23 protein-coding genes and 1 tRNA gene are annotated in these 24,279 nt (G+C 43.5%); 12 read left to right on the top strand and 12 right to left on the bottom strand.

Annotation, left to right across the window (positions count from 1 at the left end):
- On the bottom strand, positions 1 to 241 hold a 241-nt coding region (ruvX, locus tag QZX97_RS04230; RefSeq protein WP_295648165.1), incomplete at its 3' end, for a Holliday junction resolvase RuvX.
- 147 nt (positions 242 to 388) lie between these two features.
- On the opposite strand from ruvX, the gene QZX97_RS04225 reads away from it, so the two are divergent.
- The 3 genes from QZX97_RS04225 to QZX97_RS04215 are packed head-to-tail and all read left to right on the top strand — an operon-like array spanning position 389 to position 3,368.
- On the top strand, positions 389 to 1,537 hold the full coding sequence (locus tag QZX97_RS04225) for a hypothetical protein (protein ID WP_295648161.1): 1,149 nt from the start codon (positions 389 to 391) through the stop codon (positions 1,535 to 1,537).
- A gap of 2 nt (positions 1,538 to 1,539) precedes the next feature.
- Positions 1,540 to 2,880 (top strand): regulatory iron-sulfur-containing complex subunit RicT, encoded by a 1,341-nt coding sequence (gene ricT, locus QZX97_RS04220; protein ID WP_295648159.1) that lies wholly within the window; start codon positions 1,540 to 1,542, stop codon positions 2,878 to 2,880.
- On the top strand, positions 2,880 to 3,368 hold the full coding sequence (locus QZX97_RS04215; protein ID WP_295648156.1) for a gliding motility lipoprotein GldH: 489 nt from the start codon (positions 2,880 to 2,882) through the stop codon (positions 3,366 to 3,368). Before ricT ends, QZX97_RS04215 begins: the two co-directional genes overlap by 1 nt.
- Before the next feature lie 3 nt (positions 3,369 to 3,371).
- On the opposite strand, the gene QZX97_RS04210 is transcribed toward QZX97_RS04215, so the two are convergent.
- Positions 3,372 to 3,743, bottom strand: a complete 372-nt coding sequence (locus QZX97_RS04210) for a type II toxin-antitoxin system VapC family toxin (RefSeq protein WP_295648153.1) — start codon at positions 3,741 to 3,743, stop codon at positions 3,372 to 3,374.
- Positions 3,737 to 3,952 (bottom strand): hypothetical protein, encoded by a 216-nt coding sequence (locus QZX97_RS04205; RefSeq protein ID WP_295648151.1) that lies wholly within the window; start codon positions 3,950 to 3,952, stop codon positions 3,737 to 3,739. Before QZX97_RS04205 ends, QZX97_RS04210 begins: the two co-directional genes overlap by 7 nt.
- A gap of 126 nt (positions 3,953 to 4,078) precedes the next feature.
- Here QZX97_RS04205 and rmuC point away from each other — a divergent pair, with 126 nt between their 5' ends.
- Complete coding sequence (gene rmuC / locus QZX97_RS04200; RefSeq protein WP_295648148.1) at positions 4,079 to 5,416, top strand: DNA recombination protein RmuC; 1,338 nt, start codon at positions 4,079 to 4,081, stop codon at positions 5,414 to 5,416.
- Here rmuC and QZX97_RS04195 read toward each other — a convergent pair.
- The 3 genes from QZX97_RS04195 to nadA form a co-directional block, all read right to left on the bottom strand.
- Positions 5,413 to 6,276: a hypothetical protein gene (locus tag QZX97_RS04195; RefSeq protein ID WP_295648145.1), complete on the bottom strand. Its 864-nt coding sequence runs from the start codon at positions 6,274 to 6,276 to the stop codon at positions 5,413 to 5,415. The genes rmuC and QZX97_RS04195 overlap by 4 nt on opposite strands.
- Before the next feature lie 110 nt (positions 6,277 to 6,386).
- Positions 6,387 to 7,430 (bottom strand): thiamine-phosphate kinase, encoded by a 1,044-nt coding sequence (thiL, locus tag QZX97_RS04190; RefSeq protein WP_295648142.1) that lies wholly within the window; start codon positions 7,428 to 7,430, stop codon positions 6,387 to 6,389.
- 104 nt (positions 7,431 to 7,534) lie between these two features.
- A complete protein-coding gene (gene nadA, locus QZX97_RS04185; protein ID WP_295648140.1) occupies positions 7,535 to 8,527 on the bottom strand; it encodes a quinolinate synthase NadA in 993 nt (330 codons plus the stop codon).
- 409 nt (positions 8,528 to 8,936) lie between these two features.
- On the opposite strand from nadA, the gene nadB reads away from it, so the two are divergent.
- Positions 8,937 to 10,532: an L-aspartate oxidase gene (nadB, locus tag QZX97_RS04180; RefSeq protein ID WP_295648137.1), complete on the top strand. Its 1,596-nt coding sequence runs from the start codon at positions 8,937 to 8,939 to the stop codon at positions 10,530 to 10,532.
- A gap of 5 nt (positions 10,533 to 10,537) precedes the next feature.
- Here nadB and QZX97_RS04175 read toward each other — a convergent pair.
- Positions 10,538 to 10,610, bottom strand: a tRNA-Gly gene (locus QZX97_RS04175).
- 33 nt (positions 10,611 to 10,643) lie between these two features.
- Between QZX97_RS04175 and QZX97_RS04170 the strand changes: the two genes are divergently transcribed.
- Positions 10,644 to 11,159 carry a gamma carbonic anhydrase family protein gene (locus tag QZX97_RS04170; RefSeq protein ID WP_295648134.1) on the top strand — a complete coding sequence of 172 codons (516 nt, stop codon included), beginning with the start codon at positions 10,644 to 10,646 and terminating at the stop codon, positions 11,157 to 11,159.
- Here QZX97_RS04170 and QZX97_RS04165 read toward each other — a convergent pair.
- From QZX97_RS04165 to QZX97_RS04150, 4 genes are all read right to left on the bottom strand, one after another.
- Complete coding sequence (locus QZX97_RS04165) at positions 11,149 to 12,759, bottom strand: Ig-like domain-containing domain (protein WP_295648130.1); 1,611 nt, start codon at positions 12,757 to 12,759, stop codon at positions 11,149 to 11,151. The genes QZX97_RS04170 and QZX97_RS04165 overlap by 11 nt on opposite strands.
- Positions 12,760 to 12,914: 155 nt before the next feature.
- Positions 12,915 to 14,777: a tRNA uridine-5-carboxymethylaminomethyl(34) synthesis enzyme MnmG gene (gene mnmG, locus QZX97_RS04160; RefSeq protein ID WP_295648129.1), complete on the bottom strand. Its 1,863-nt coding sequence runs from the start codon at positions 14,775 to 14,777 to the stop codon at positions 12,915 to 12,917.
- 49 nt (positions 14,778 to 14,826) lie between these two features.
- Complete coding sequence (locus QZX97_RS04155) at positions 14,827 to 15,078, bottom strand: hypothetical protein (protein WP_295664235.1); 252 nt, start codon at positions 15,076 to 15,078, stop codon at positions 14,827 to 14,829.
- On the bottom strand, positions 15,075 to 16,952 hold the full coding sequence (locus QZX97_RS04150) for an ABC-F family ATP-binding cassette domain-containing protein (RefSeq protein ID WP_295648124.1): 1,878 nt from the start codon (positions 16,950 to 16,952) through the stop codon (positions 15,075 to 15,077). The genes QZX97_RS04155 and QZX97_RS04150 overlap by 4 nt, the downstream gene beginning before the upstream one ends.
- A 178-nt stretch (positions 16,953 to 17,130) precedes the next feature.
- Between QZX97_RS04150 and QZX97_RS04145 the strand changes: the two genes are divergently transcribed.
- The 5 genes from QZX97_RS04145 to QZX97_RS04125 all read left to right on the top strand — a co-directional run bounded on the left by QZX97_RS04145 (position 17,131) and on the right by QZX97_RS04125 (position 21,475).
- The gene (locus tag QZX97_RS04145; protein WP_295648121.1) at positions 17,131 to 18,204 is read left to right on the top strand and encodes an NHL repeat-containing protein; all 1,074 of its coding nucleotides are present in this window, start codon (positions 17,131 to 17,133) and stop codon (positions 18,202 to 18,204) included.
- A gap of 145 nt (positions 18,205 to 18,349) precedes the next feature.
- Positions 18,350 to 19,057, top strand: a complete 708-nt coding sequence (locus tag QZX97_RS04140) for a pirin family protein (protein ID WP_295648118.1) — start codon at positions 18,350 to 18,352, stop codon at positions 19,055 to 19,057.
- A 92-nt stretch (positions 19,058 to 19,149) separates the two neighbouring features.
- A complete protein-coding gene (locus QZX97_RS04135) occupies positions 19,150 to 19,923 on the top strand; it encodes an ABC transporter permease (protein WP_295648116.1) in 774 nt (257 codons plus the stop codon).
- 1 nt (position 19,924) lies between these two features.
- Entirely contained in the window at positions 19,925 to 20,689 is a 765-nt protein-coding gene (locus tag QZX97_RS04130; RefSeq protein WP_295648114.1) for an ATP-binding cassette domain-containing protein, read from the top strand.
- A gap of 6 nt (positions 20,690 to 20,695) precedes the next feature.
- Positions 20,696 to 21,475, top strand: coding sequence for an MlaD family protein (locus QZX97_RS04125; RefSeq protein WP_295648111.1), 780 nt, complete (start codon positions 20,696 to 20,698; stop codon positions 21,473 to 21,475).
- A gap of 3 nt (positions 21,476 to 21,478) precedes the next feature.
- Here QZX97_RS04125 and QZX97_RS04120 read toward each other — a convergent pair whose 3' ends face one another.
- Positions 21,479 to 23,014, bottom strand: coding sequence for a family 10 glycosylhydrolase (locus tag QZX97_RS04120; protein WP_295648109.1), 1,536 nt, complete (start codon positions 23,012 to 23,014; stop codon positions 21,479 to 21,481).
- A 331-nt stretch (positions 23,015 to 23,345) separates the two neighbouring features.
- Between QZX97_RS04120 and QZX97_RS04115 the strand changes: the two genes are divergently transcribed.
- Positions 23,346 to 24,269 (top strand): hypothetical protein, encoded by a 924-nt coding sequence (locus QZX97_RS04115; RefSeq protein ID WP_295648106.1) that lies wholly within the window; start codon positions 23,346 to 23,348, stop codon positions 24,267 to 24,269.
- The last annotated feature ends 10 nt before the right edge of the window (positions 24,270 to 24,279 follow it).

Here is a 24,279-nt window from a genome sequence, read left to right as displayed (position 1 = left end):
TCTTTTTCAGGATGGTTACAAAGCCCCGCACATGCTGCGCCGATTGCGACTCGGTGCCGTCCATTTGTTTGGGTTCGCCCACCACAAAACGTTCAACCGGGTTGGTGGCGATGTATTTTTTCAGATAGTCTACAATATCTTTCGGGTGTATGGTATCCAGTCCGTTGGCAATGATCTGTAAAGGGTCAGTAACGGCAATGCCGATGCGTTTGGTACCATAATCAAAAGCCATAATCCTCATCGGAGCGTATTGCGTAATGCGATTTGCGTATTGCGCCATTTACAAATGTAGCTGAATGTTGCTCTTCGGCGTTCGTTTTTTGTCATAATTAAAAAATCTCAGTACGCTATACGCCAATCGCAATACAATTTCGCTATTTTGCACCAAATGCAGTTTAGCACCATTATAGGCCAGCAGGAAATCAAACAACGCCTCGTTAACACCGTTAAAGAGAACAGGGTGAGCCATGCACAATTGTTTTTAGGCCCCGAAGGGTCCGGCAGCCTGGCGTTGGCCGTGGCTTATGCCCAATATGTTTCGTGCGAGGATAAACAGGAAAATGATTCCTGCGGGGTGTGTTCATCCTGTCGTAAATATCAAAAGCTGGTACATCCCGACCTGCATTTTTCATATCCCTTCTTCGCAAAAAAAAGCGACGAAACGGCATTAAACTATATTGAAGAATGGCGCGACGCATTTTTGGCCAACCTATACCTGAGCCTCGATATTTGGCGCAGCTATCTGCAGGCCGAAAACAAACAGGCCAACATCAACATTGCCGAGTGCCACCAAATCATCAAAAAGCTGGGCTTTAAACCCTTTGAGTCGCCATACAAAATATTGATCCTTTGGTTGCCCGAATATTTGGACAAAGAAGGCAACGCCCTTTTAAAAATTATTGAAGAGCCGCAGCCCAACACCCTGTTCCTGCTGGTGGCCCAAAACCAGGACCAGATATTGAACACCATTTTATCGCGCACGCAATTGGTGAAAATACCACGGTTGAAAGACGAGGTAATAAAAGAATACCTGATTGCCGAACATAACCAAACCGAGCACGCGGCGACCGAAATTGCTTTTTTGAGCAGCGGCAATTTAACCGAAGCTTTGGCCATGCTTGGCGAAAACGAAAACAGCTTTCATGATATGTTTGTGAACTGGCTGCGCATGTGCTACGCCAACAAAAAAGGCAGCGATATCCTTTCCTTTGTTGATGAATTGGCCAAGATAGGCCGCGAAAACCAAAAGAATTTTATGCGGTACGGCATCAGCTATATCCGCGAATGTTGTATGATACTGGCCGGTGCAAGCAACCTGGTACATCTGCCTGCCGACGAGCTGGACACGGCCCAAAAAATGACAAAAGTGATGAGTTTGCCAATGGCCGAAGCCATTGGGAATATCCTCGAAAAGGCTCATTATCATGTGGAAAGAAATGCAAACCCGAAAATTTTATTTTTAGATGTATCTTTACAGCTTGTAAGTGTGTTAAATTTTAAAATAATCCCGCAAGGGAATCAATATATACCGAACTAATTATGGGATGTGGAAGTTGCTCAACAGGCGGATGTGCGCCTGCAGGCTGCAAAAGTAATGGCTCGTGCCTCACCAACGGATGCAGTAAACTGGATGTTTACGATTGGCTTGCCAACATGGATAAGCCAACAAATTATAAGCCTTTTAACGTTGTTGAAGTAAAATTCAAAGGATCGAGAAAGGAATTTTACCTCAATACCGATAACCTTTACCTGGAACTGGGCGAACTGGTTGCTGTTGAAACCACTACCGGTGGCTTTGATGTTGGCCACGTATCCATAACCGGCGAACTGGTGCGCATGCAATTGGTAAAGCGCCATGTTAACGAAGCCGACATAGCCAAAAAAATATACCGCAAAGCTACCCCTGCCGATGTTGACAAGTGGAAAGCCGCTAAAGATTTGGAGTGGGAAGCCATGCACAAATCGCGCACGCTTGCGCTAGATTTGGGTTTGCAAATGAAGATAAGCGACGTGGATTATCAGGGCGATAAAACCAAGGCCACATTTTATTATACGGCCGAAGGCCGCGTCGATTTTCGCGAGCTGATCAAAAAAATGGCCGAGGCTTTCAGGATACGTATCGAGATGCGGCAGATAGGGATGCGCCAGGAAGCCAGCCGTTTAGGCGGCATCGGCTCATGCGGTCGCGAGCTGTGCTGCTCCACCTGGCTTACTGATTTTAAAACGGTTTCCACTTCGGCGGCCCGTTACCAAAACCTGAGTTTAAACACCTTAAAACTTGCCGGCCAATGCGGCAAGCTAAAGTGCTGCCTCAACTACGAGTTGGATACTTACATGGATGCGCTGAAACACATTCCGGATAATGTAAACTACCTCAAGACCGAAAAAGGCGATGCCCGCCTGCAGAAAACCGACATCTTTAAAAAATTGATGTGGTTTAGCTATCCTAAAGACGATAACTGGGTGCCTGTTGAAATTGACCGCGTAAAAGAAATACAAAAACAGAACAAAGAGGGGATAATTCCTGCCGACTTAGGCGAAATGCGCGAGCCTGAAACTAAAGCGGCCAAAGTGCTCGACTATGAAAACGTGGTTGGGCAAGACAGCCTTACCCGCCTCGACGAGCGCAATCGCAATAAAAACAGGAACAACAAGAGTAAAAGCCGCAACCCCGATAACCGTCAGGGCAACCAGCAACCTCAACAACGTAGGGAGGGCCAACTCAATATGCCAAAAGGCGTACCTATCGATGCCGCAAAAGCGGCAGGCGGTGTGGCAACGGCACCTGCGGCAAACCCCAACAAACGACGGAACAAAAACCGTAATAAAAACAGGAACAGGAATAACCCCAACGGGAGCAATACGCCAAAAACCGAATAATGAAAAGAGTGATAAAATGCCTTATGGTTTTAGTTTGGGCAGGTACGATACTACTTGTTGATGGCTGCATGGGGAATGACCCCAATACTGTTATCGACAAAAATATCGAAATGTCCAATCAAAACTGGTCGTATGCCGACAGGATGAAGTTTGACGTAAAGATTGACGACGCCTCGGCTTTTTATAACATCTACTTCAATTTACGAATTACGGCCGATTATAAGTATGCCAACCTGTTTGTGTTGATACATCAAACCGGTCCTGATAAAAAGACCAAAACCATACGCCAGGAATATACTTTGGCCAACCCCGATGGCGAATGGCTGGGCGATGGTTCAGGAAATTTGTACAACTACCAGATACCTTCACGCACGCATTATAAATTCCCAGCCAAGGGCGTTTACCACTTCGAAATAGAACAAAACATGCGCGATAATCCTTTGCATGAGGTGAGCGATGTTGGCTTGAGGGTGGAAAAGGTGCAGTAGAGGCTACGATAGGAGCTCAAGGCCTTCGATAAATAAAAAATCTTTGGTGTTTAATGTATAAACTGAGGCGTTATAGAATATTGCTGCAGCAGCGATCAACATATCGGGAACCGCTGGTCGATGGCTTAAAGAATATTTCATAAATAAATCATCAAAAACCAAAGTAACATTATGGTTTAATGAGAGAATAGTAAACTTGCTTACCAACTTTTGGCATTGCAAAAACTCTTGTTTGCTTCGAGCTCCCCGGTAAAATTCGGCTACGATAACAGGTGTTATGTGCAGGTCGGCCTGTTCAAATTCGTAAACTTTATTGATTATTGTTGGGTTGCCCCGCTGAATTTCGATAAGAATGCAGGAATCAAGGATTACCATTTTTCGGGCCAGCCATTTTCACGTATTTTTTCGATCCCGGGGAAATCAGGGATGGGTTCTATGTCATCCAAAAAGTTTTTCACTCCGGTATTTGATGGTTGCATTTCGTTTATTTCAAAAGCAATTACCTCGATTTTTTTTCCATACAAATCCTCCGGCAATTCAATGCTATGATTTTCTTTATCCGGTGTTAAAATTTGTCTGTACATAACTGTCTGTAAACAAATATACTTAAAACGGTTTTATCATCAAAACATTATTCAATCGTTCCTTTTAGAAAAACTCTTAGTTATTGCTAAAACACCTACATTTGTTTTGCTAAAATTTTTATCAAAATGGATGTCGTTATTTTAAGCGTATCGGTAGTAATCCTTATTGTGGCGGTTATTTTTTTTATGAAGAAACCTGCGGGAGGTTCTGCGTCCGGCGAGTTGAACATTCAACTTGCCCGGGCCGAAGAAAGGGCCATATCCCTCACAGCCGAGCGCGACAATATTGCCCTGCAGCTACAAAAAGAGCGCCTGCGCCTGGAAGAAGGCATAGCGCGGCTTAACCGCGAACTGATGGCCGAAAAGAACATCAGCGCGCAGGCGCATGAGGCCCTGAAAGCGCAACGCGAACGCCTGGCCGAGCAGGATGTTTACCTGCAACAGGTGCACGAAAAATTTAAGCATGAATTTGAGAATCTCGCCAATAAACTGCTCGACGAAAAATCGCAAAAGTTTACGGAGCATAACCGCAGCAGTATGGATGTTATTCTCAATCCCTTTAAAGAAAAGCTGAAAGACTTCGAGGACAAAGTTGACAAAGTATACAAAACCGAAGCCGAAGAGCGCAATGTGTTGAAGGGCGTGATTACCCAGCTAATGGACCTGAACAAACAGATAAGCGACGAGGCGCATAACCTAACCAAAGCCCTGAAGGGCGACAGCAAGAAACAAGGTAATTGGGGCGAAGTAATTTTAGAGCGTGTATTGGAAGGTTCGGGCCTGGTGCGCGAGCGGGAATACCGCATCCAGACCAGCTTAAATGGCGCCGAAGGCGCCCGATTTTTTCCGGATGTCATCATTGACCTGCCCGATGGCAAGCACCTGATCGTCGACTCAAAAGTATCCCTTGTGGCATACGAGCGTTTGGTAAACTGCGAAACGGAAGAAGAGCGTAAACTGTTTGCCAAGGCGCACATCGAATCGCTGCGCAACCATATTTCCTCGCTCTCTTCCAAGCGCTATCAAGACCTGTACCAGATCAGCTCTCCCGATTTTGTGCTGCTGTTTGTGCCCATCGAGTCATCGTTTAGCATAGCTGTACAATTGGATGCCGAACTCTTCAATTATGCCTGGGAAAAACGTGTGGTTATTGTAAGCCCGTCCACCCTGTTGGCCACGCTGCGCACCATCGCCAGCATTTGGAAGCAGGAGCGCCAGAACCGCAACGTGCTCGAAATTGCCCGCCTTAGCGGTGAAATGTACGATAAGTTTGCCGGTTTTATCGGCGACTTGGAGGGGATTGGCAAGGGCATTAAAAACAGCCAGGAAAATTACGATAAAGCCATCAACAAATTGACCACCGGCCGGGGTAATTTGATTGGTACTGCCGATAAAATCAAAAATCTTGGCGCTAAAGCTGATAAACAGATAGACCAGAAATATTTAAATGAAGATGAAAATTAGTTGGCGGCAACGGTTGTTTGCATATCCATCAACATATTCATTTTTCCATTCATTTTCATGTTTTTTGCTTGCGGCATAGCAAATGAATAAATAACTTTCATATTGTTTTGAACAGTTGTGGGGTATCCTATTGCCGTATCGAATATCATTTTACCGTCGCCTCCGCCTGTCATGTCCATAGTCATCGCTTTTCCGGTCATATCCATGGTCAATTCCATCTTCACATCAAAATATGCTTTGCTGCTTTCAACGGCTATTAATTTGTAGGTTGTTTTCGACAACATTTTGGCCGACATGCCGGCTATCGGGATATCCATTGGAATATCCTGCACAAATGTGTCGCCTACTTTCATGGCTTTATCGGGGAAAACAATATTACCCTGCATATTTTTTATCATTTTCATAGTTGCTTCCTTCACACTATCCGTCAGTTTTATGCCACTAATTGAGTCAAGGCTCATTTTACCATCTTTGGTAAACTTTCCGTACATCTTCTGTATGCCACTATTCGGTATCGGTAAATTGCTTTCTTGCCCATTCATGGTCATTTTTGCGGATAATTGTGCAATGTTCATCACCATAGGAACCTCATTAACTGATGTTGCAGCGCTGGTTTGAACATCCATTTTTGAATTGCTTTGCATCTGCATAATCATTGGCATCTTTTGTCCGCTTTTTTTCAAACTATTCATAATGGTCGAATCACCGGAAATATTCATTTCCATGTTCATATCCATTTTCATTAAGAGTGCATAACCATGTTTAGGTAAATACTGCATTTTAAAAAGCAATTCTTTTTGTGCCTTTAGTGCTGTAAATGTGAAAGAAAAAAGGACAAGTGGAATAAATAGCTTTTTCATGGCTTATAGTTTTGCAATAAACTTAGTTAAAATAATTCGGCATATTATTACCTCCATAAAAAATAAAAGTATGGGTAAATATGGGTGTTTTCTGAAAAGAAAATTAACGCTTATTCGCCCTTAAAAGCATTCCAGCCCTGGGCCTTCAACTCATGTACCACGCCCGCTTTTGAAACCAGGTTGCAGCCTGCTGCGGCTTCGGTAATATGCCCGATGATACTGATGTCGGCATTGTGCTTTATCTTGTCATAGTCGGCTTGTTTAACGGTAAATAACAGCTCATAATCCTCGCCGCCACTCAGTGCGCAAACCGTTGGGTCGAGGTTAAACTCTCGGGCGGTATCATACGTCATCGGGTCGATGGGTATTTTTTCTTCGTATAAATTACAACCCTTATTGCTTTGCTTACAAATATGCAGAATTTCTGAGGCCAAACCATCCGAAATATCGATCATGGCGCTCGGTTTAACTTTCAAATCTTTCAATAAGTTTAATATATCTTTTCTCGCTTCCGGTTTTAATTGTCGTTCAACGATATAATCTTTCCCTTCCAAATCCGGTTGGATGTTGGGGTTTTCCAAGAAAATCAACTTCTCGCGTTCCAATAATTGCAGACCCATATAAGCTCCACCTAGGTCGCCCGATACACAAATCAGGTCGCCTTCTATAGCTGTATTACGGTAAACAATATCGTTTTCATCGGCATAACCCAAGCTGGTAACGCTGATTACCAATCCTTGTTTTGATGAAGTAGTATCGCCGCCAACCAGATCAATTTCATATTTATCGCAGGCCAATAACATCCCGCTGTACAATTCTTCAACGGCTTCTAATGGAAATTTGCTCGAAAATCCTAAGGAAACGGTAACCTGGCTTGCCGTACCATTCATGGCGTAAATATCGCTCAGGTTAACCTGTATGGCTTTATAGCCCAAATGCTTTAATGGAGTATAAGCCAAATCAAAATGTATACCTTCCAGCAACATATCAGTGCTTACCAGTACTTTTTTATCTTTAAAATCCAAAACTGCCGCGTCATCGCCGGCGCCTTTTATGGTACTGGGTTGGGTAAGGGTAATACTTTTGGTCAAAAGGTCTATCAAACCAAATTCACCTAATTGCGCTATTTCTGTTTTTCCTTTATTGTCGAACATATTTTTATTTTTTTGATTTCACTGATTTTTGTGATGATTACACCGATTACTTTTGGTCAAACTATCTTTAAATCAGTGAAATAACTTCTTTTAAATCGGTGAAATCACAGGCCCAACTGGGCCGATATCTGTAGCATTCTTTCTATCGGCTTTACCGCTTTTACAATAATATCCTGTGGAACAAATATTTCCGGACTTTCGTTTTTCATACACAGGTATAATTTTTCGAGTGTATTTAGTTTCATATGCGGACAATCGTTACAGGCGCAATTGTTATTGGGTGGTGCCGGTATAAATGTTTTGCCCGGGTTTTCTTTTTGCATTTGGTGCAATATGCCCGATTCTGTTGCTACTATAAATTCCGTCGCTTCATTTTTCGAACTGTATTTTAACAAACCCGTTGTCGAACCTATGTAATCGGCCATTTCCAAAATCACATCTTCACATTCAGGGTGTGCCAGCAATTTAGCTTTCGGGTAGCGCTCCTTCAGTTTGGTAATCTTTTCACGGGAAAATATTTCATGCACCATACAGGCTCCATTCCATAAAACTAAATCGCGACCGGTTTTTTTAGCGACATAAGCCCCCAGGTTTTTATCAGGTCCGAAAATTATTTTCTGCTCTTTTGGTAAACTCTCCACTATTTGAACCGCATTACTCGAAGTGCAAACTATATCGCTCATCGCTTTCAACTCGGCTGTACAGTTTACATAAGTAATCACCAAATGGTCAGGGTATTGCTCTTTAAATTTTTTAAACAAATGCGGCGGGCAGCTATCGGCCAATGAGCATCCTGCTTTCAAGTCCGGTAATAAAACTTTCTTTGTTGGCGATAGTATTTTGGCTGTTTCGGCCATAAAATGGACGCCCGCAAAAACAATGATATCAGCTTCGGTTTTTGCAGCTTGCTGCGATAAACCCAAACTATCGCCAATATAATCGGCAATGTCCTGTATATCGCCATCCTGATAATAATGAGCCAGAATAACAGCATTTTTCTCTTTTTTTAAACGGTCTATCTCGGCAAACAAATCCAGCCGCGGGTCTATTTCTTCGTCCACAAATCCTTTTGGTTTTATTTCATCAAATGTATCCATTCTTCACGTTTTAATAATTACAATTACTTTTTATATAAAAGAAAGCTATTGCTTATTAGGGTGTTGGTAATGTGCAAAAGTAGTATGGTATGCATGCATAAAAAAAGTTTGTAGTAATTTGTTAACATTAAATTCATTTAATTTTTACTTTATGTGATTGATTTACTGTAACATTTATTTTTCAAAATAACTTTTCACCAAGTGAATTGTTAAAAGTTTGTGAGGGGTTTAAATGTGGATTACCACAGGAACTTGGCTGACAATTTGATGACAAGTTTTGATATTTTGGGATAGAATTGTCAGTTGTTAACTATTTTTTTATTTGTTGATTTTTTACACACGCAAAATTAACATCTTTATAGCGGCTTATTAACAGCCGATAATTTTTTCTACATTTTATTGATAAAACATGAACAGGGATGTTGATTTTTTGGTGATAGGTTCGGGTATTGCCGGTTTAAGCTTTGCGTTAAAAGCAGCTAAACATGGTAAAGTACTGATAGTTACCAAATCGAACGAGGACGAATCGAACACAAAATATGCACAAGGCGGTGTTGCAGTGGTTGTGGATAAAAAAGAAGATTCGTTTGAGAAGCATATAAAAGACACCCTAATAGCGGGTGATGGCTTGTGCGACAAAAACGTGGTGAGTATAGTTGTTAAAGAGGGTCCGGAGCGTATTCAGGAGATTATTGACTATGGTACCAACTTTGATAAGACGAACCAAGGACTTTTTGACCTGGCAAAAGAAGGCGGCCATTCCGAATTTCGGGTACTGCATTATAAGGATATCACCGGTTTTGAAATTGAACGTGCTTTATTAGAACAGATTCACCTGGATCCTAATATTGAAATACTGACCCACTATTTTGCTGTGGATTTAATAACCCAACATCATTTAGGAGAATTTGTAGATAAATCATCGCCCGATATCACTTGTTATGGTATTTATGCCTTCAATACCGAAACCAGTACGGTTGAAAAGATATTATCGAAAGTAACAGTAATGGCTTCGGGTGGTGCCGGGCATATTTATTCTATTACAACTAACCCAACTATAGCAACCGGCGATGGTGTGGCCATGGTGTATCGCGCCAAGGGTAAAGTGAGAAATATGGAGTTTATCCAATTCCATCCCACAGCTTTGTATAATCCGGGAGAGTACCCTTCTTTTTTGATATCAGAAGCTGTTCGCGGTTTTGGCGGGATACTAAAAAGGAGGAATGGTGATGAATTTATGCGGGAGTATGATGCACGTGGTTCGTTAGCTCCTCGTGATATTGTTGCCCGGGCAATAGATAATGAAATGAAACGGTCGGGCGAGGAGTTTGTTTATCTTGATATACGACACCGAAGTAAAAACGATATTTTAGCCCATTTCCCTAATATTTATGCCAAGTGTTTGGAAATTGGTATTGATATGACCAAGGATATGATACCAGTTGCGCCTGCCTGCCATTATATGTGTGGTGGGGTAATGGTTGACGAACGCGGTAAATCATCCATATTGCGTTTGTATGCTTGTGGCGAGACATCATCAACTGGATTGCATGGTGCCAATCGTTTGGCTTCTAACTCATTACTGGAGGCATTGGTTTTTGCGCACCGGATATATGAAGATGCCATCATAAAATTTGGACAGAATATAATACCGGAAAATATACCCGACTGGGATGAAAAAGGAGTGCAGCTCTCTAACGAGGACATCCTGGTTACGCACAATATCCGCGAAATGCAAAAAGTGATGAGCGATTATGTGGGCATAGTTCGGTCCGATTTCCGTTTGGAAAGGGCCATGCGAAGGATGGGGCTGCTATACGAAGAAACAGAAGATTTTTACAAGAAAACAAAACTGTCGGTTAAACTGTGCGAGTTGCGCAATTTGATACAGGTATCGTACATTGTTATCAAATCGGCGATGTTGCGTAAAGAGAGCCGTGGTCTCCATTATACCACCGACTACCCAAACCATTTGGAAGTTGTGGAGGATACGGTTTTGAGATAATAAAGAGCGGGAAACGGGATTCGAACCCGCGGCCTTCAGTTTGGGAAACTGATGCTCTACCAGCTGAGCTATTCCCGCTTATAAATGCTAAATTAGAAAAAATTTTACAATATGCCACCCTTGATATTGCCGGTTAAAGATAAAATGCCCACATGGGGTGCTGACTGTTATATTGCCGATAATGCCACCATTGTTGGCGATGTGACAATGGGCGATAATTGTTCCGTTTGGTTCAATGCCGTCATCCGCGGCGATGTTAATTATATCAAGATAGGTAACAACTCCAATATACAGGATGGCGCAGTGATACACGCTACCTACCTGCGTGCGGCCACCAATATAGGTAATAATGTGTCTATCGGCCATAACGCCCTGGTGCACGGCTGTACGCTGCATGACCATGTGTTGGTAGGCATGGGCGCTATTGTAATGGATCATGCCGATGTACAGGAATTTGTAATTATAGCGGCCGGTGCTGTTGTGTTAGAGAATACTGTTTGCGAATCGGGTTACCTCTATGCCGGCATGCCTGCCAAAAAAATAAAGCCCATTACCGATGAGCAGCGTGAGCTGTTAAAGCGTCTTCCTAATAACTACATTATGTATTCAAGCTGGTTTAAGGAGTAGGTTCTTTTGGTACAGTTAAGTCTTCGTTATCATCAAAGTTTGGCCTAATGGTAAAGGGTTTACTATAGTACCAAATATTCTCAGGGTACGTTTTGGTTTTGAGATTTCCTGTGTCCCACTTGCCATTTTTGTTGGTATCGTATATTACGCGCACCCTGTATTTCGTAGTCGGGAAGTTTTTGTACGACACGATACCCGTTTTGGTAACCACGTTGCTTTGAAGTACCGTTACATTATCAGAACTAAGCAACTGGACGACATAGGTTTTTCCTGTATCGGGCAAAACAACCCGTAAGTTCAGTTCTCCATAATTTTCGGGCTTGTCCAGATGGAATTTTTTGTTCGATAGCAAATTCCTATTCCCATAGATATCTGTAAACGTACCCACATTGAAACTGATGGAATAATTCTTGTCATCTTTCCATGGGTATTTAACACTAAATGCTTTTGGGTTTTCGGGGTTTTTGCTAAGTTTTAAGTCGCTACTAACGTCAATGCTGTCTTCCATTAAAATAACACGGGTAGGGTCTACCGAGGTAACGGGGTAACTGGTAAAAACGTTTAAATCGGCCCCCGGTTTCAGGCGTTCATCCGAACCAACATTATACCCTAATTGCAGTACATGCTTGTAGGTGTCGTTTTTCCGTCTCCTCAAAGTAAGTGTGTCAAGCGGCTTACCGTTACTTAAGAACGAAACCTTTACGGAATCGAAGGCCATGCTGGTCAGGTAGATGGTGGTAGTGTCGGATGTTTTGTTAAAATTTACCTGTTTAATGGCATCCAAAGTTGGATCCAGTATTTTTACACCGATAGTTGGTATGCTTTTGTTAAAGGTAAAGAACAGCTTGCCGTCATCGTCTATCCGGCGGTCGATGGGTCGCAGTTTGGCGGGTATTTGCTTAAAGAGGTTCAAATGTATATTTGCCGTGTCCTTAGTAAGGTGTACAGGACTTTTAAGGAAAGCAATCAATTCGTCTTCGTTGTCATAAATTTTATTGACGGTCGTTTCCTTTAAAGCGTAAAGGGTATAATCTCCGGGTCGAAGGTTGCCCAGTTTAAAATTGCCGGAGGTATCTGTTGTGGTATAAACGGCCGGCTTCTTTTTGCCGAACATGGCCGAGTCCTGTTTTAACGGAAAAAGCAAAACGGTTACATCTTTTTCTTTTACCTGGGTAAGTGTGTTGATGACGTTGCCGCTTATGCTGAGCGAATCGATTTTTGGCCCTGTCGAAAAAACATAGGTAAAGTTTTTCAGTACGTTGCCTTCGTTCATATCAGCGATGGCTTTCCCGAAATTGATGACATAAGTGGTGTTTTTTGCGAGCGTGTCTTTCGGGTTGAACTTAATGAACAAACTTTTGGAACGGGTGTATATCTCCGGGAATTTTTCGATGTTGGGCGTAATGGTAATTTCGGTGTACTGATTGTTCAGCCTGAAATATTCATCAAAGTCGAGCTGGATAATTTTGGCCGAAAAATTTCGCGTGGGATTTTCTGGAGTTGCCTTCAATAATTTTGGCGGGGTGCGGTCGCGGGGCCCGCCTTGCGGCCTTTGTATGTTCGCGCAGCCGTTTAGCGCCAAAAAGGCAATTAAAACCATGAAAAATTGAAACAAAAACGGCGGCTTTTTATTTAAGGTCATTTTTAAGCGTTATAATCGATTTTTAACTTTTTATGAAGATTATACTTACTTTTTTAAAATCTTCCGGTATAAACGATATTTTATAATTAATTGATAATTAAGTAATTATATCGCTATCGGCTTACATGTATCATCAAAACTGAAATATCCGATGGCGATACGCCCGAAATACGCGACGCCTGCCCGAGTGTCCGCGGTTTGATGCGCATCAGCTTTTCACGTGCTTCTTTCGAGAGCGAGCCGAGTTGATGATAGTTGAACTCCGGATTGATTTCCTTGTCTTCCATTTTTTTCATGCGCTCCACAATATCCATTTCTTTCTCAAAATAGCTTTCGTATTTTATTTTGATTTCGGCCTGCTCTATAGTTTCTTTATTATAGTTCGATAGTAAGTCGTTCAATGTTTCATCAGCTTTTCGCAAATCGTCAAAACCAACCTGTGGCCGGCCGAGCAAGGCAAACAGTTTTACAGCCTGGCTAACCGGGCTTGTGCCCAGGTCTTCGAGCAACGAATTTACCTCGCCCATTTGTATCGACTTGGTGCGGGTGAATGCTACGATATCATCCGAGTCTTTAATCTTCTTGTTTACTTTGTCCAATCGCTCATCGTTGATGAGGCCCAGTTGATGTCCAATCGGGCTTAGCCTGATATCTGCATTATCCTGTCGAAGCAGCAAGCGATGTTCGGCGCGCGAGGTAAACATCCTATATGGTTCTTCAGTGCCCTTGGTGACCAAATCGTCAATCAACACTCCGATATACGATTCCGAGCGTTTCATAATGAGCTCGTGTTTGTCGTGTACCTTTTGGTGTGCATTGATGCCCGCTATCAATCCTTGTGAAGCAGCTTCTTCATAACCGGTTGTTCCGTTGATCTGCCCGGCAAAAAACAGGTTCGATATGAGCTTTGTCTCTAAAGTCAAGCCCAATTGGATAGGTGGGAAATAGTCGTATTCTATTGCATAACCCGGGCGGAACATTTTGGCATTTTCAAAACCGGGTATTTGTACCAAAGCTTTGTATTGTACATCCTCGGGTAAGGAGGTGGAGAAACCATTGACATATATCTCGCAGGTGTTCCAGCCTTCGGGTTCAACAAATATCTGGTGGCGCTCGCGTTCGGCAAAACGGTTTATCTTATCTTCTATGGATGGACAATACCTCGGCCCAAGTCCTTTGATGCGCCCGGTAAACATCGGCGAACGCTCAAAGCCTTCTTTCAGGGTTTCGTGTACATTACTGTTGGTATAGGTTATCCAGCAGCAACGTTGTTCTTCGGCCAGTTTTACATCGGTGTACGAGAAACGGCCGCGTTCTTCGTCGCCCCATTGCTCTTCCATTAGGGAATAGTTTAGCGAGCGACCATCCACACGAGGAGGTGTGCCTGTTTTCATGCGCCCTGCTTCAAAACCCAGTTCTATTAATTGTTCGGTAATTCCGGTAGCTGCCCGCTCGGCTGCACGCCCGCCGCCCATGCGTTTTTCGCCAATATGGATGACGCCGTTAAGGAATGTGCCGTTGGTCAACACCACAGCATCCGATTCTATCTCTATCCCTAATGAGGTTTTAACACCGCAAACTTTTCCATTTTTGATGATAAGCGAGGATACCATCTCCTGCCAGAAATCAACGTTTGGCGTTCTTTCTAAAGCCAAACGCCATTCTTCCGAGAATCGTTTCCTGTCGTTTTGTGTGCGCGGGCTCCACATGGCAGGGCCTTTTGAGCGGTTCAGCATGCGGAATTGGATGCTTGTTTTGTCGGATATGATACCCGAATAGCCACCTAATGCATCTATTTCCCGTACAATTTGGCCTTTGGCTACGCCGCCCATAGCGGGGTTGCAGCTCATTTGCGCTATGGTTTCCATGTTCATGGTAATCAAAAGCACGCTTGAGCCGAGGTTGGCCGCGGCGGCAGCAGCCTCACATCCGGCATGGCCGGCACCCACTACAATAACATTATACTTGTTAAACATCTTATATGGCAATGTTCCACGTGGAACATTGCAAAACTAATTAATAAACTCAGTCGTTTGATGTTCCACGTGGAACATGCTTAAACAATGACACTATAGCAACACCCGCCCAAATGGCTTCCAATACTACAAACGGATAAAACCGGATCATGCACGACGACAGGCAACAAAGCCCGGCGCCAATTATATTTGATAAGATATAGAACTTGTTGTTACTCGCTATCCTGCCAAACAAATTCAAAAAGAAAGCCGCCAATAGTATCAAAACACCGGTCGAAGCTATGATGTCAGCCAAGCTCATGCTTCACTCAATTCGGTTAATTGCAACCAACGGCTTGTTTTATCATCGAGCATGCCATTTAGTTTTTCAATTTGCTCGGCCAAATAACCCAATTCGTTATGGTCGGTTATTCCCGAATTAAGCAGTTTGGTATTCTCTTTTATTTCCAGTTCAATCTTTGCAATGTCTTTATCCAGTTGTTGCAGCTCTTGCTGGTCCTTAAAGTTCAGCTTGCTTTTCTTTGGTTCGGGCGCTTTTACCACAGGCTTGGCCGCTTCAATTTTGCTTTGGCGCTTGGCTTCGGCCTTCATTTCGTCCAGCTCTATCCTGTAATCCGAATAATTGCCATTATATATTTTGGTAACCCCATTGCCTTCTAAAATAAAAAGCTGGTCGGTTAGCTTGTCTAACAGATACCTGTCGTGTGTAACCAAAACCAAAACGCCGGGATAATTTGTCAAAAAATCTTCCAATACATTCAGGGTATCTATATCCAAATCGTTGGTCGGCTCATCCAAAATCAAAAAATTAGGATTTTTCATCAGGATGTGCATCAATTGCAGGCGTTTCTTTTCGCCACCGCTTAGTTTCGATATAAAACCATGTTGTTTTGCAGGGGGGAACAAAAACTGCGTAAGCAGGCTGGATGCGGTAATGGTTTTGCCGTCGGCCATTAAAATATATTCAGCAACGTTCTTCACTACATCAATTACCCGGTCGGTTTCTTTAAAAACAATACCGCCCTGGTGAAAGTAACCCATCACCGTGGTTTCACCTTTATCTATTTTGCCGCTGTCGGGCTGTAAAGCCCCGGTTATCATATTGAGGAAGGTGGATTTACCACTACCATTCTTGCCGGCAAGGCCTATCCTGTCGCCCTTTTTAAAGGTATAGCTAAAGTTGTCTATCAGTTTGGCACCATTAAAACCTTTGGCCAAATGGTTTATCTCCATAATTTTGTTGCCCTGACGTGCAGCCTTCATGGTCAATTCCACTTTTTCCAGCGGACCGGCATTCTTTGTCTTTTCTTCCAACTCGTAAAACGAATTAATGCGCGATTGTGATTTAGTACCCCGCGCCTGTGGCTGGCGGCGCATCCAATCCAATTCCTTTTTTAACAATTGTGAGTTTTTGTGAAACTGTGCCACGTCGGTCGCCTCGCGCTCGGCTTTTTTCTCCAAATAGTAACCATAGTTACCATTATAGTTGAATATTTTGCCGCGCTCTATCTCAATAATTTCGTTACATACATTATCGAGGAAGTACCTATCGTGCGTTACCAGCAGGATGGTTTTGTTGCCTTCAGTCAATAAACTCTCCAACCATTCTATGGTATCAATGTCCAAATGGTTGGTGGGCTCATCTAAAACATAAATTTCCGGGTTCGCGATAAGCAGCTGCGCCAAGGCTAAACGTTTTTTTTGCCCACCCGAAAGTGTCTCTATTTTTTGCTCCAGATGGTGGATATCGAGGCGGCCCAATATTGTTTTGATGTTGTGTTCGTATTCCCAGGCGTCGTTATTGCTTATTTCTTCGGTAACACGCTCTATCTCGGCATAGTTTTCGGGATCATCTTCCAATAACTCTTCGTACCGACGGATAAGCTGCTGCTGCACATTATCCGAAGCAAAAATAAAATCGCTGATGGTTGCTCCTTTAACAAATTGAGGGTCTTGCTCTAAATAGCCCAGCTTTAGCTCTTTACTGCGTACAACCTTGCCTTCCATTGGTGCCAGTTGGCCCGATAACAGTTTTAATAAGGTTGATTTACCGGCGCCATTGGCACCAACCAATGCAACCCTGCGGCCGCGGTTAATACCAAAGGTTAACTGACGGAACAACCAGGTATCATGAAAAGAGTGGCCAAGGCCTTCAGCTGATATATATGTACTCACAATGATGCTTTTATATAATGGGATATAACGCCCAAATTCGCTGTAAAAGTACGGAAATATAAATTATAGCCGATAAAACAGTTGTGCTGGTGGTTTTGTTATGATACTGAATATAAACGGGAATACTTATATTTGGGTATACCAATCAGCCAATCGCAGCTAAATTTAAGCCAATCAATTGAAAAAGAGTAGTTTATATAAAATTTGTGCCTTTGCAGCGATATTGCTTTGTGGTGTGTTTGCGGCCTGCAATAAAGCGCCGTACGACGGGCAAAGCGGCGACAAGAACGTGATTGTAAGTTCCTTTGCCGGTACGGGGATGAAAGGTGCAGCAGACGGGCCGGTAAGTACTGCCACATTTTACTCGCCGTTGGGCATGGTTTTCGATGCCGCGGGGAATATGTACGTGGTCGACTCGGGCAATAATAAGATTCGTAAAATCAGTACCAGCGGGATAGTGAGCACTTTTGCCGGAACTGGGGTGAGTGGGTCGGACAATGGGCCGGGCACATCGGCCACTTTTAATCAGCCGGAATGTATCGTGATTGATGCCGCCGGAAATTTATACGTTACCGACGGAAATCAAATCAGAAAAATAACCCCGGCGGGTGTGGTGAGCACCTTTGCGGGAAGTGCACAACCCGGTCTGTCTAACGGACCTGTGTCTGCAGCCACATTTTTTATCCCGGGTAATATGGTGATCGATGGCGCGGGCAATATTTTTGTATCCGATTATGGAAATAATGTGATACGAAAAATAAGCAAAGCCGGAATAGTGAGCACATTTGCAGGTTCCGGCGCGTTCGACAGAAATGATGGCCCGGCACTGTCGGCCAGCTTTAATGGGGTTGGCGGCCTGGCCTTTGATGCAGCCGGCAATTTGTACGTAGCAGATATTTACAACTGTTCCATCCGCAAAATAACCCCGGCGGGTATGGTAAGTACGCTTGCCGGAACAGGCAACCCCGGCATTTTGAACGGAATGGGTATTAATGCCTCATTTGCCGACCCGGACGGGCTTATTGTTAATAGCGACGGTAATCTGTACGTGGCCGACAGTGCAAACAATTTGGTCAGGACAATTACCCCGGGTGCTGTGGTAACTTCGTTTGCCGGAACCGGTAGCACCGGTGTAGCCAATGGGTTTGGCAACGTGGCCACGTTCTCAACACCGCAACAAGTAGCCAAAGATGCTCAGGGGAATATCTATGTAACCGACCTGGCAAACCAGATAAGGAAACTAAGCAGGTAGGTTTTTTAGCGACAGATAGTCGGAAGACCTCTAAAATCCGGATATATTGTCATCTAAAATCATAAAAATTATAAAAAAGCAACGGAACAAACACCCCGGCATAAAAATTGCGTGTTGTAACATGTAATTAAATGGAGAAACAATCATGAAAAAAGTATTACACCCCGCTGACAAACGCGGGCACAATGATTTAGGATGGTTAAACACATGGCATTCATTTAGCTTTAGCAGCTGGTACGACCCCGAAAAGATGAATTTCGGTGCTTTAAGGGTATTGAACGATGACTATGTATCGCCATCCAAAGGTTTTGGTATGCATGGGCACGACAATATGGAAATCATCACCATTATCCTATCCGGGCAACTGGAACATGCCGACAGCATGGGCAATAAAGGGATTATCCACGCAGGCGAAGTACAGGTAATGTCGGCCGGAACAGGCATCCGACATTCAGAGTATAACCCATCCGACAAAGAGACGGTTAACCTGTTGCAGATATGGGTTTTCCCCAAAGAAAACGACATTGAACCACGCTATGACCAAAAAAGCTTTATCGACGCTTTAAAATACAACCAATTGAATACGCTCATCGCACCTGAAAAAACAGGCGACGCCTTATGGATAAACCAGGATGCGCGCTTTACCATAGGGCAGTTTGATGCAGGCAAGCAGGTGGATTATACCATAAAAACCCCTGGAAATGGCGCTTATGTGTTCGTGATAGATGGCGCCGTAACCATTGATGGTACCACATTGAACAAAAGGGATGCTTTGGGCATTTATGATACAGATAAATTCAGCATCAGCACAAACGATAAAACACAAGTATTGATTATAGAGATACCGATGTAACAGGAAGAATCACCACGTTAAAAAAATCACAAAAGGGCAATTGCAAAACAATTGCCCTTTTGTTTGTTATACCTGTTCACAACAAGTACAATATGGCAGAACAGGAAGTTAGCGGCTGGAAAAAATGGGTGGAAGAATCGGGGGAACAGGTAAATTTTCTCGGGGCCTTTTTCAGGAATGTATTTACGGGCGGATTTGAATGGAACGAGTTTGTGCGCCAATGTTACCAAATTGGTTACCGCTCGTTTACGCTGGTGGGTATTACTTCCTTTATTATGGGTGTGGTGTTGACCTTACAATCGCGGCCAACGCTGGTAAAATTTGGAGCAAACAGTATGCTGCCTCTTATGGTGAGCGTTTCCATTATCCGCGAAATAGGGCCGGTTATTACCGCGCTGATATGCGCAGGTAAAATATCGTCGGGCATTGGTGCCGAGTTGGGCAGCATGAAAGTTACCGAGCAAATCGACGCCATGGAGGTATCGGGCGCTAACCCCATGCAGTACCTGGTGGTTACCCGCATATTGGCCACAACGCTAATGATACCGCTGCTTACCCTGTTGGGCGATGCCATTGGCCTGTTCGGCAGCTTTTTGGCGGTCAACATATCCGACCACATGAGCTGGATGCTTTATTTTAACAAATGCCTTAAAGCCATCAGTTTTTCCGATTTGTTGCCCGCTTTTACTAAAACCATATTTTTTGGCTTTGCCATTGGTTTTATTGGCTGCTACAAGGGGTTCAACTCAAACAAGGGTACCGAGAGCGTGGGGATTGCCGCCAATTCGGCAGTAGTAAACGCATCATTATGGATATTTTTTTTAGACGTGGTTGCGGTGCAGCTTAGCCAGATACTTTTTTATTGATATGGAACGGATAAAAAAAGAAATAGAACCTAAAAGCAATGAAATAGTTGTTGATATGGAAGACGTGCGCCTGGGCTTCGGCGAAAAAATCGTGCTTAAGCGAGTAAACCTTAAACTGAAACGGGGCGAAAATCTTGTGATTTTAGGCCGTTCGGGTCAGGGAAAATCGGTAGCGATAAAATGTATTGTGGGTATGTTGACACAGGATGAAGGTTCGGTTAAAGTATTTGGCGACGAGGTTTCCGAAAAAAATGAAACCGAACTAAAAGAACTACGCACCCGGATAGGCTTTTTGTTTCAAAGCGGGGCGCTGTACGATTCGATGAGCGTGCGCGAGAACCTGGAATTTCCACTTACACGGGTGTTAAGGATGCGCGAACAAGACGAACTGGATAAAAACGTAGACGAAGTACTGGAAGCCGTAGGCTTGAAGGACGCGATAGACAAAATGCCGTCCGATTTGTCGGGTGGTATGCGCAAACGTGTTGGTTTAGCACGTACGTTAATTGTAAAGCCCGAAATTATGTTGTACGATGAGCCGACCACAGGGCTTGACCCGATAACATCGCGCGAAATAAGCGAACTCATTATGCAGATGCAGAAAAAATATAAAACATCGTCCATTATCATCACCCACGACATGGAGTGCGCACGGATTACTGCCGACCGCATTTTGGTTTTGGATAACGGCGAATTTATAGCCGAAGGAAGTTATAAGGAGCTGGAAAGCTCAGATAAAAAGATAGTAAGATCATTTTTTAAGTAAAGAAGTATGAAAACCACCATTGCACAAAAATTTAAGATAGGAATATTTACCCTTACGGGGATAGTTATCCTGTTTATCGCTATATTTTTGATAGGTAGCCAAAAAAACCTGTTCAGTTCGACCTACCGTTTAAGCGGCATGTTTAAAAATGTTGGTGGCCTGCAAGTAGGCAACAATGTGCGGCTGGCAGGCATAAACGTAGGCGTTGTTGACGATATCGAGCTCATCACCGACTCGACCGCCAAGGTGAGCATCATATTGAACACCAAATACCAAAAGTTTATAAAAACCGATGCCCGATTGGCGGTCGGCAGCGATGGCTTTATCGGCGACAAGCTGATCAATATTTCGCCGGGAGGCATTACATCGCAACAGGTAGCCCAAAACGGGCAGCAGCTGGGCACGGTACCACCGTTTGATACCGATAAACTGATAGCCCGGGCCACGGTTATTATTGATAATGCAGCCAATTTGACGGGCGACCTTTCACAAATTGTCAACAAAATCAATAACGGCAAAGGCAGTATTGGCCGTCTGCTAAACAACGATAAGATGGCCAAAGACATGAAAAGTACCGTAAATGAGGCTAAAAGTACCATGAGCTCTGTAAGAACAAGTACCGGGACTTTAAATCAGGACTTGAAAGCCGCTCAAAGCAACTTTTTGTTAAAGGGCTTCTTTAAAAAGAAAGCCAAAGCAAAGCAAGACTCGATAGACAAAGCAAAAGCAGCGCAGGATACGACGAAGAAAAAGAAAAAAGGCTTTTTGGGTTTGGGTAAAGGATAATAACTACTGTGTACTAATTGCCAGTACGTTTGATGGATAACTTTCGTTCTTTAGCCTGTCGATGGCAGTAACCACATATTTATAATTTTTGGCCCGCTCGATGGTGGCATCCTCAAAATATGGCGTGGTATCGTATTGTATGTGCAGGATGTTTTTTGGGTCATCCAGTGCTACTTTTTCATCGCCTTCAAACCGGTAAACCACGTAACCATATACCGGATCTTTGTCTTTTGAGGGCAGCGGCGCCTTCCAGATAAGTATAATGGAACGTTTTTGAACTTTGTAGCCTAATTCCTGCGGACGGTTAGGGGCTATAGAATCGAGCCAGAGCATTTGCGGCGGCAGTGCCGGGTATTTATAATAATTATCGCTCAGCGAATCGTTTACACCTAACGGGTTGTTAATAAGGGATTTTGAACTGAAAAACACACTGCCCTGCACCCGTGGGTTTTTGCGCAGCAGTTTTATTTGTTCGGGAATCTGCCCGGGTTGTTTAAAGCCGGCGTTACGGATCTCGTTTACCCGATAAGCGCCGTGGCCAATGTACAAATGCCTGTCGTACGTGTTTAAGCTCCACCAGTTTAATAATTTAGCATAATCAGCAGCGCCATAGCCTATCGGCCAGTATAATTGAGGGTTGATATAATCCACCCAGCCGTTTTTAACCCATTTGCGGGTATCGGCATAAAGCTCGTAATATGAATCGCCGCCGTGCGTATCAGAGCCTTCCGGGTCGCGGTAACTGTTTTTCCATATCCCGAACGGGCTGATACCAAATTTCATAAAGGGTTTATGTTTATGTATGCTATCCGTCAGCGTTTTAATGAGCAGGTCCACATTGTTGCGGCGCCAGTCTTCAATATCGGTAAAACCATTGTTGTATTTGGCAAAAGTAGCGCTGTCCTTTATTTTTTGACCCGCTATTTGGTACGGATAAAAATAATCGTCCATGTGCACACCGTCAATGTCGTAATTATCAACCACGTTCAAAACTACTTGTACAATGTATTCGCGCACCTCAGGCAGGCCGGGGTTAAACAATTTTGTCCCGCCATAAGTCAAGAACCATTCAGGTTTTAAACGTGTAATATGCGTTGGGCTAAGATTGGTTTCATTAGCGCTCAACGTTGCGCGATAAGGGTTAAACCAGGCATGTAGCTCCATGCCGCGTTTATGGGCTTCTTTTATGGCCACTTCAAGTGGGTCGAACAAGGGGCTTGGGGCTTGTCCTTGTTTGCCGGTCAACCATTGCGACCAGGGCTCACGGCTTTTGGCATAAAACGCATCGGCGGCAGGCCTTATCTGAAAAAAAACGGCGTTGATGCCCGATTGATGATGAAATTCGATGATATCCGTCAATTCCTTTTTCTGAGTGTCGGATGGGGCGAGTGGCTTGGCGGGCCAGTCGATATTGCCAACTGTAGCCAGCCAAACCGCCCTGAACTCACGTTTCGGCTCGCTTGGCACTTGCGCCGAAACAATGCAAATCTGCAAAAAAAACAACACGAAGAGGAAGAAATATCTCACAGGTAACAGCATTGGCGTAATTTGCTTGCAAAGATATTAAACAGATAAGAAGGCCGATTATTATTGACCATCCAGTTTTAAACATACTAACATCTGTGCTTTTATTAAAACAAAAGGCACCTTTTTTAACTTTATGTATGTTAAACACAGTTCAGCCTCAGCGGAAATAAGGAATGTTGAAAATAGTTCTAAATGAATGTTGTAACTTGTTTTGATGTTTTTTTGCGCTTTACAAGTCAAAAAAACAATATCTTAGGGCACAATTGTAAAAAGTTGGCATAATTATTATGTCGGCATGTTAATAACCAGTATTTGTAACGCCATACCAAACTAAACACATACTATGGAAACCAAGGCACCCCAAAAAAACTCGAATGTAATTTATTTTTTGATCGTTGTTATTTTAGCCCTTGTGGGCACCGACGTTTATCTGCTTATAAAGAAAAATCAGACGGATCGGACAGTTAGCGTACAGAGCGATCAGAAAACAAGGCTCCAATCGGAATTGGACAGTCTGGAACTGCAAATTGAGCAGGTAAATACCGGCAAAGCTAAATTGTCGGCCGAAATGCAGGCGAAAAACGATTCTCTGAAAACTAAGATAAGGGAACTGAGGATTCAGTTGGACAAAGGGAAACTGACCTTAGCCGAATTGAACAAGGCTCAGGAGGACGTTAAACAGCTGCGCTACTTTGTTACCAAATACACTGCCGATATTGAAGAACTAAAAAAGCAAAACCAAGACCTGACCACAGAAAGGGATACTTTAAAATCGAACCTGAACGTGGTAAGCAGCAACCTGAACACAGTTAAAGAAAAAGCAACTAACCTGCAAAAACAAAACGAGGACCTTTCGACCAAAGTACAAATGGGTGCTGCTCTGAAAATGGGTACCATGAACATCAAATCCTTTAAAGTAAAGGACAATGGCAAAGAATCGGACAATAACCGTGCTGCGGTAGTTAAGAAATTTAAGATAGAATTTACCGTTGCCAGCAACCCCTTGGCCGAAAAACGCCTGCACGATATTTTTGTTCGGGTGATAGACCCAACGGGTAACCTTATTACAGCACCAGAATCAGCTACGTTTCAGGTTGACGGGCAGGACCTGCAATACACCTATAAAGCACCGGTGGATTTTAAAGATGACGGCAGTGGCTTTACGATCGACTGGATCAACCCTAACCATTTCCAAAAAGGCACCTATACCGTATTGCTTTATTCGGACGGGTATACCATGGGGAAATCGAGCGTAACGCTTAAATAAAAAAAGGGCG

Source organism: uncultured Mucilaginibacter sp. (assembly GCF_903893715.1).
In the GTDB taxonomy this organism is placed as follows: Bacteria; Bacteroidota; Bacteroidia; order Sphingobacteriales; family Sphingobacteriaceae; genus Mucilaginibacter.
Note: the sequence above shows the minus strand (reverse complement) of the source record. Positions and strands in the feature narration are given on the sequence as shown.

Bases quoted from the DNA above. Each gene is read 5' to 3' on its own strand.
- QZX97_RS04215 (WP_295648156.1), top strand. From the start codon at position 2,880: ATGAAAAGAGTGATAAAATGCCTTATGGTTTTAGTTTGGGCAGGTACG.
- nadA (WP_295648140.1), bottom strand. From the start codon at position 8,527: ATGGATACATTTGATGAAATAAAACCAAAAGGATTTGTGGACGAAGAA.
- ricT (WP_295648159.1), top strand. From the start codon at position 1,540: ATGGGATGTGGAAGTTGCTCAACAGGCGGATGTGCGCCTGCAGGCTGC.
- QZX97_RS04130 (WP_295648114.1), top strand. From the start codon at position 19,925: ATGGAACGGATAAAAAAAGAAATAGAACCTAAAAGCAATGAAATAGTT.
- rmuC (WP_295648148.1), top strand. From the start codon at position 4,079: ATGGATGTCGTTATTTTAAGCGTATCGGTAGTAATCCTTATTGTGGCG.
- mnmG (WP_295648129.1), bottom strand. From the start codon at position 14,777: ATGTTTAACAAGTATAATGTTATTGTAGTGGGTGCCGGCCATGCCGGA.
- QZX97_RS04205 (WP_295648151.1), bottom strand. From the start codon at position 3,952: ATGTACAGACAAATTTTAACACCGGATAAAGAAAATCATAGCATTGAA.
- QZX97_RS04125 (WP_295648111.1), top strand. From the start codon at position 20,696: ATGAAAACCACCATTGCACAAAAATTTAAGATAGGAATATTTACCCTT.
- QZX97_RS04195 (WP_295648145.1), bottom strand. From the start codon at position 6,276: ATGAAAAAGCTATTTATTCCACTTGTCCTTTTTTCTTTCACATTTACA.
- thiL (WP_295648142.1), bottom strand. From the start codon at position 7,430: ATGTTCGACAATAAAGGAAAAACAGAAATAGCGCAATTAGGTGAATTT.
- QZX97_RS04120 (WP_295648109.1), bottom strand. From the start codon at position 23,014: ATGCTGTTACCTGTGAGATATTTCTTCCTCTTCGTGTTGTTTTTTTTG.
- QZX97_RS04140 (WP_295648118.1), top strand. From the start codon at position 18,350: ATGAAAAAAGTATTACACCCCGCTGACAAACGCGGGCACAATGATTTA.
- QZX97_RS04135 (WP_295648116.1), top strand. From the start codon at position 19,150: ATGGCAGAACAGGAAGTTAGCGGCTGGAAAAAATGGGTGGAAGAATCG.
- QZX97_RS04170 (WP_295648134.1), top strand. From the start codon at position 10,644: ATGCCACCCTTGATATTGCCGGTTAAAGATAAAATGCCCACATGGGGT.
- QZX97_RS04165 (WP_295648130.1), bottom strand. From the start codon at position 12,759: ATGGTTTTAATTGCCTTTTTGGCGCTAAACGGCTGCGCGAACATACAA.
- QZX97_RS04210 (WP_295648153.1), bottom strand. From the start codon at position 3,743: ATGGTAATCCTTGATTCCTGCATTCTTATCGAAATTCAGCGGGGCAAC.
- nadB (WP_295648137.1), top strand. From the start codon at position 8,937: ATGAACAGGGATGTTGATTTTTTGGTGATAGGTTCGGGTATTGCCGGT.
- QZX97_RS04115 (WP_295648106.1), top strand. From the start codon at position 23,346: ATGGAAACCAAGGCACCCCAAAAAAACTCGAATGTAATTTATTTTTTG.
- QZX97_RS04225 (WP_295648161.1), top strand. From the start codon at position 389: ATGCAGTTTAGCACCATTATAGGCCAGCAGGAAATCAAACAACGCCTC.
- QZX97_RS04155 (WP_295664235.1), bottom strand. From the start codon at position 15,078: ATGAGCTTGGCTGACATCATAGCTTCGACCGGTGTTTTGATACTATTG.